The organism is Curtobacterium sp. MCBA15_016, from assembly GCF_001865105.1.
In the GTDB taxonomy this organism is placed as follows: domain Bacteria; phylum Actinomycetota; class Actinomycetes; order Actinomycetales; family Microbacteriaceae; genus Curtobacterium.
Genome location: NZ_MJGR01000019.1, coordinates 24,410 through 30,409 on the forward strand (window position 1 = coordinate 24,410; position 6,000 = coordinate 30,409).

Annotated in this window: 7 protein-coding genes; 6 read left to right on the forward strand and 1 reads right to left on the reverse strand. The window is 72.6% G+C overall.

The window, feature by feature from the left end; all coding sequences use genetic code 11:
- Positions 1 to 13 precede the first annotated feature (13 nt).
- The 5 genes from BIV03_RS08615 (at position 14) to BIV03_RS08635 (ending at position 4,354) form a co-directional block, all read left to right on the forward strand.
- Positions 14 to 499 carry a flagellar protein FlgN gene (locus BIV03_RS08615; protein ID WP_070419569.1) on the forward strand — a complete coding sequence of 162 codons (486 nt, stop codon included), beginning with the start codon at positions 14 to 16 and terminating at the stop codon, positions 497 to 499.
- 4 nt (positions 500 to 503) lie between these two features.
- The gene (gene flgK / locus BIV03_RS08620) at positions 504 to 1,925 is read left to right on the forward strand and encodes a flagellar hook-associated protein FlgK (protein ID WP_071295375.1); all 1,422 of its coding nucleotides are present in this window, start codon (positions 504 to 506) and stop codon (positions 1,923 to 1,925) included.
- A 2-nt stretch (positions 1,926 to 1,927) separates the two neighbouring features.
- Positions 1,928 to 2,809 (forward strand): flagellar hook-associated protein FlgL, encoded by an 882-nt coding sequence (flgL, locus tag BIV03_RS08625; protein WP_070418825.1) that lies wholly within the window; start codon positions 1,928 to 1,930, stop codon positions 2,807 to 2,809.
- Positions 2,806 to 3,180 carry a flagellar assembly protein FliW gene (gene fliW / locus BIV03_RS08630; RefSeq protein ID WP_071295376.1) on the forward strand — a complete coding sequence of 125 codons (375 nt, stop codon included), beginning with the start codon at positions 2,806 to 2,808 and terminating at the stop codon, positions 3,178 to 3,180. The genes flgL and fliW overlap by 4 nt, the downstream gene beginning before the upstream one ends.
- Before the next feature lie 250 nt (positions 3,181 to 3,430).
- Positions 3,431 to 4,354 (forward strand): hypothetical protein, encoded by a 924-nt coding sequence (locus tag BIV03_RS08635; RefSeq protein WP_071295377.1) that lies wholly within the window; start codon positions 3,431 to 3,433, stop codon positions 4,352 to 4,354.
- Here BIV03_RS08635 and BIV03_RS08640 read toward each other — a convergent pair.
- Positions 4,341 to 4,982, reverse strand: coding sequence for a hypothetical protein (locus BIV03_RS08640; protein ID WP_071295378.1), 642 nt, complete (start codon positions 4,980 to 4,982; stop codon positions 4,341 to 4,343). The two genes, BIV03_RS08635 and BIV03_RS08640, sit on opposite strands and share 14 nt — an antisense overlap.
- 39 nt (positions 4,983 to 5,021) lie before the next feature.
- Between BIV03_RS08640 and BIV03_RS08645 the strand changes: the two genes are divergently transcribed.
- Positions 5,022 to 5,924, forward strand: coding sequence for a hypothetical protein (locus BIV03_RS08645; protein ID WP_175475777.1), 903 nt, complete (start codon positions 5,022 to 5,024; stop codon positions 5,922 to 5,924).
- Positions 5,925 to 6,000: the final 76 nt, after the last annotated feature.

A 6,000-nucleotide genomic window follows, 5' to 3' on the forward strand; every position in this document is an offset into this window, starting at 1 on the left:
CCGGGAGGAGCTGATGAGTGTGAACGAACTGTCCGCCGTGCTCTGGCGCGAACGCGAACTGCTCGAGCTGCTCACCTTCAAGCTCGAGGAGGAACAGCTGCTCCTCGCGGCCGGTCGCTCCCGCTGGGTCTCGCACGCCAGCCGCGAGGTCGAGCAGGTCCTCGAGCGTCTCCGCAGCACCGGTCTCGAGCGCGCCGCGTCGAGCGCCGAGGTCGCCGAGGAGTGGGGCGTCGCCGCTGACGCTCCCCTGCGCGAGGTCGTCGCCGCTGCGCCGAACGGCCCCTGGGGCGAGATCCTCGCCGCCCACCTCACCGCGATGGTGGAGCTCACCACGCAGATCGGGGCGCTCCGCGACGAGAACGACCGCTTCCTCCGAGCCGCCGCGCAGGCGACCGAGGAGACGCTCGCCGGGTCCGTCACCGGTGCCGCCACGTACGACGCCAGTGGTACCTCGGGTACGGGCACGGACGGCGCACGACTCTTCGAGGGGACCCTGTAGTACCGTGGTCAGCACCTTCGGCTCCCTCGCCACCGCCTACTCCGGCCTCGCCGCGGCCCGCGCCGGCATCGACGTCACCGGGCAGAACATCGCCAACGCCGGCACCGCCGGGTACACCCGCCAGCGCGTCTCGCAGTCCTCGATCCCCGCCGCCCAGACCGGGTTCATGCGCGGGACCGCAGCACTCGCGGGCCAGGGCGTCTCCGTCGACGGCATCGCCCGCCTGGCGTCCCTCACGCTCGACGCCGGCGTGCGGGTGGCCTCCGGCTCCTCGGCCTACGCCGACGCCCGCGCCACCGCACTCGCCGCGCTCGAGAACGGGCTGAACGAACCCGGTGACGACGGGCTCGCCAGCAAGCTCGACGCGTTCTGGTCCTCGTGGAGCGAGCTCTCCAGCCACCCGGACGACCCCGGTGCCGCCAGCGCCGTCATCGGCGCCGCGAAGACCGTCGCCAGCGCACTCGCCAGCGGCTCGAAGGCGGTCGACGCACAGTGGACGAGCGTCCGCGGCACCGTCGACGGCCAGGTGCAGCAGCTCAACGACGCCGCGTCGCAGGTCGCCGACCTGAACGGTCGGATCCGCACCGCGCTGGCGTCCGGCGGGAACGCGAACGAGCTGCTGGACCAGCGCGACCAGCTGACCCAGCAGATCGCCTCGCTGGCCGGCGGCACGGTCCGACAGAACACCGACGGCACCGTCGACGTGCTCATCGGCGGCAACGCCATCGTGCAGGGCACCGATGCCCGCTCCGTGGCGCTCGGCGGCGGGCAGCGCATGGCCGACGGCGCTGCGGTCACCCTCACCTGGACCTCGGGCACGGCCGGCGCGGTCGCCCTGTCCGGCGGCTCGATCGGCGGGAACCTCTCACTGCTCGCCCCCGCGACGGCGAACGGCACCGGCGGAGCACTCGCCGAGGCGTCCGCGTCGTACGACCAGGTCGCGACGAAGCTCGCCAGCGCGGTCAACGCCGTGCACGCCACGGGGACGACACCGACCGGTGCCACCGGGACTCCGTTCTTCTCCCTCGCGGCCGGCGTCCCGGCGGCCCAGGGCCTCTCGGTCGTCCCGACCGACGGCAGCGGCCTGGCGACGCGGAACGCGGCGGGGGAACTCGACGACTCGTTCACCGACGCGCTCTCGCGACTCGGCGCGGCCTCCGACGGTGCCGACCGCTCCTGGGCGACGTTCGTGGCGGGGGTGGGCAGCGCCTCCAGGTCCGCCGCGTCGGAATCGACGCTCACCGGACTCGCGCTGACGAACGCGCGCACGCAGCAGCAGTCGAGTGCCGGTGTGGACCTCGACGAGGAGAACGTCAACCTGCTGAGCTACCAGCACGCGTACCAGGGCGCCGCGCGGGTCCTGACCGCCGTCGACGAGATGCTCGACACCATCATCAACCGCGTCGGACTCGTCGGGAGGGGCTGACCGTGATCACCCGTGTGACCACCCAGATGTCGATGACGGCCGCGAGCGCCAGGCTGCAGGCCGGCGCCGCGAAGCTCGCGCAGCTCACCGACCAGGCGACGACGCTGAAGAACATCCAGCGGCCGTCCGACGACCCCGTCGGGACCGCCTCGTCGATGCAGGTGCGCAAGGAGCAGGCGGCCGCCGCGCAGTACACGCGCAACGCGAACGACGCGGCCGGCTGGCTCGCCACGACCGACAGCGCCCTGTCGAGCGTGTACTCCGTGCTCAACAACGTGCGGGACCTCACCGTCCAGGCGGCGAACAGCGGCACCATGAGCGACACCGACCGCGACGCGTTCATCACGCAGTTCCAGTCCCTCAAGTCCGAGCTCGAGTCCCGGGCGAACACGACCTACGGCACGCGATCCGTGTTCGCCGGATCGTCCACCGCCGCCACCGCGTACGACCCGGCGACCGGGTGGGCGTCCTCCGGCACCGACGTCACCCGACGCATCGGCGACGGCACCACCGTGCGGGTCGACACCGCCGGCACCGCGGTGTTCGGCTCGGGGAACTCGTCCGTCTTCGCCATGATCGACTCGATCGTCGGCGACCTGCAGAACGGCGTGAACGTGAACCCCCGCATCAACGACGTCGACGCCGCGATCAGCACCGTGCGCGGCATCCAGGCCGACGTGGGCGTCCGGCACGCCGCGGCTCTCTCCGCGCAGGACTCCCTGAAGAGCGCGACCGTGTCGCTCGAGAACCGTCGCGCCGGCATCGAGGACAAGGACCTCGCGAAGGCCGTCCTCGACCTGCAGGTGCAGCAGACCAACTACCAGGCAGCCCTCGCCGTCACCGCGAAGGTCCTGCAGCCGACCCTGATGGACTACCTCCGATGAGCATCGACCTGACCTTCGCCGTCCCGCCGTTCGGCCTGGCGCCCGCCCCCGTCTTCACGCTGACGCCCGTGGACGGCGCCGAAGGCCTGTTCACCCTCGTCGGGGGTTCCTCGCGCTTGTTCGTGCTCGACGCCGCGGTGCACCTGCCGTCGTACGCGCCGGAGCTCACGGACGAGCAGGCGGCCGGGCTCGGGCTGACCGCGCCCGAGGACGCGATGCTGCTCGTCGTCGCGAACCCGGGCGGCGCGGACGGCGGGACCACGGTGAACCTGCTCGCGCCGATCGTCGTGAACGCCCGGACGTCGGTCGGGGCGCAGCTCATCCTCGAGGAGCAGGACCTGCCGCTGCGCGCGGAGCTCGCCGCGCGCTGAGCGCTGGCCGGGTTCCGCGCGTGTTTCGACATCGCGCGAGTTGATCGACGCGTGCTTCGTCGGAACCTGCACACGCATGAGATGCACGTGCATGAAGCGACATCACGCCCGACGATCGACGAGTGTCTTGTCGGTCGATGTACACGCACGGATCACCCTCGGTCCTCCACAAGCTGCTCGATGACCGGAGGTGTCCACGGATCCGGCGGCACGGACGCCCGGGGACCGACGCGGGCGCGACCCTGGGGCGGTGAGCAGAGCAGACGACATCGAGATCATCCGTACGACCGGGCTCCCGAGTGCGGAACGGCGGCACCTCGAACGAGCCGTCCTCCGTGGGCAGCTGGTCCGGATCCGGCCCGGCGTGCTCGTGCAGCAGGGTGCGCTGGACGATCTCCTGCCCGAGCATCGGCACCACGTGCTCGTGCGGGCCTCGATCCACCGCGCACGCCCGAGCGACCTGGTCTCGCACGAGTCTGCGTGCGCCGTGCTCGGACTGCCGTTCGTGGGGCCGTGGCCACCGAAGGTGCACGTGTGCGATCCGACCTCCCCGGACACCCGGGTCACGGCGTGGTTCGTCCGACACGGTTCCGAACACCGACCGCCGTTGGGTCATACCCGCGCGGACGAGATCGCCGCGACCGATGCGGCACGGACGGCGGTGGACCTGGCGGCGTCACGACCGCTGATCCACTCGCTCCCCGTCATCGACCACGTGCTCGGCCGCGGCCTCGCGACCGCGACGGAGCTCGAGCGCGCGGCGGGTTCGCTGCGCAAGGGGCGGACGAAGGCGGCGGTCGCGATCGGGATGGGGTCGGGGCTGTCGGGGTCCCCGGCGGAGTCGGTGTGCCGGGTCCGGTTCCGGCAGCTCGGCGTCCCGCAGCCCGTGCAGCAGCACACCTTCCGACGGCCCGGGGAACGCACGGCGATCGTCGACTTCTGGTTCCCGGAGGCCGGCGTGGTGGTCGAGGTGGACGGCCGAGGGAAGTACGAGGAGCCGGCGATGCTGGGCGGCTCCACCACCGCCGACGCCCACTGGCAGGAGAAGCAGCGCGAGGACTTCGTGCGCTCCTTCCCCGAGGTCCGCGCCGTCGTCCGGCTGACCTGGGCGGACCTGATGGATCCCGAGCGGGTCCGGGCGAAGCTGCGACGGGCGGGGATCACGTGCCGGTGAACCGCGGAGCGTCCGGGTGGTGGGCCCGCTGGCGCTCGACACCGGAGACCGTGGCACGGCCGACGACCACGTCGCCCGCTCCGAGTCGGACGCCGTGGATCCGCCCCGTACCTTTGACCACCGCGCCGCGCCGGTCCGGGTCCGGGTCGTGGCGGTCGGCCCCGGCGCCGAGGACGACGTCACGGACGGAGACCATCCCGATCACCTGCGCACCGGCCCCGATCGTCGCCGGTCCCTCGACGAGACAGCCGCCGGACAGCCGCGCATCCGCGCCGATCTCCACGTCGGCACTCCCGGAACCGGACGAGGCCGCACCGACCGCGACGACCGTGACCGGACCGGGCCCGAGCTCCGCCCGACCGATCTCGACGCGCGCCCCGTCGGCGAGGACCGTCACCGGCCCCGGCCCCAACCGCGCCCCCGCGCGGACGACGACCACCCCGGTCCCCCGGCTCTCGAGGACGGCACCCGGGTACACCACGACGCCCGGCTCGATGACCACCGAACGACCGACCAGCACGGACGCCGGGTCCAGGACGAGCACGTTCGGCGCCAGTGCCGCGACCTCGTCCGGCGTCAGGAATCCGGCAGCGCGCCGTGCTGCATCGAGTGCGTGTGCAGGGGTCATCCGACGAGCCTCCCATGCGCCCGGCGTACCGTCGTCCCCATGGCCCGAGAGCAGAAGGACCAGGCGATCGTGCCCTTGCCGGCAGCGCCTGTGGCCTCCACCCCCACCGACCCGAACGCGCGCACCCCCGAGCAGACCCAGCCGGCCGGCTGGGTGAAGATGCTGGACCGGGTGCTGAGCGTGCAACGCCCCGTCGTGGTGGCCCACGTGCGGGCACTCCGCCGTCGGCACCCCGACTCGTCCCCGGCCGAGATCATCCAGATCCTCGAGCGGCAGTACCTCGCGGCGGTGACCACGGGCGGTGCAGCCGTCGGCGCGAGCGCGGTGATCCCGGGCGTCGGCATGGCGGCTGCCCTCGGGTTGAGCGGCGCCGAGACCGTCGGTTTCCTCGAGACCACGGCCCTGTTCGCGCAGTCCGTGACCGAGGTGCACGGCATCGCGCTCGACGACCCCGAGCGCGCCCGCATGCTCGTGATGGCGATGATCCTCGGCTCGCCGGGCACCCAGCTCATCAACCAGCTCGCGGGCCAGATCGCCGGTGGACAGGTCCGCACCGCGTTCTGGGGCGAGATGGTGACGTCGTCCCTCCCGAAGCAGGTCGTGAACGGCATCGGCGGACAGGTGCGCGACCAGTTCATCAAGCGCTTCGCCGCGCGGCAGGGCACGACGATCGTCGGTCGAGCTCTCCCGTTCGGGATCGGCGCGGCGGTCGGTGGCCTCGGGAACCACGCGCTCGGGCGGAAGGTGATCCAGGCCTCGCGGACGGGGTTCGGGCTGCCCCCGGCGCAGTTCCCGATCGTGCTGGAACCGAAGTCGGCCAAGGAACCGAAGCCGGCCAAGGAACCCAAGCAGGCCAAGGCGCCGAAGGAACGGCGGGCGATCGGTCGTCGGAAGGGCCGCGAGGACCTCTGGGCCGACACCCCGGACCGCACCGGCGACTGACGGTCACACCCACCGCCCGGGCGCAACCGCCGATCGGCCGGGCGCAACCGACAGACCGACGGGAGGCGCGGTGCCA

Excerpts from the sequence above, each read along its gene's own strand:
- BIV03_RS08615 (WP_070419569.1), top strand. The coding sequence starts at position 14 with ATGAGTGTGAACGAACTGTCCGCCGTGCTCTGGCGCGAACGCGAACTG.
- fliW (WP_071295376.1), top strand. The coding sequence starts at position 2,806 with ATGAGCATCGACCTGACCTTCGCCGTCCCGCCGTTCGGCCTGGCGCCC.
- BIV03_RS08640 (WP_071295378.1), bottom strand. The coding sequence starts at position 4,982 with ATGACCCCTGCACACGCACTCGATGCAGCACGGCGCGCTGCCGGATTC.
- BIV03_RS08645 (WP_175475777.1), top strand. The coding sequence starts at position 5,022 with ATGGCCCGAGAGCAGAAGGACCAGGCGATCGTGCCCTTGCCGGCAGCG.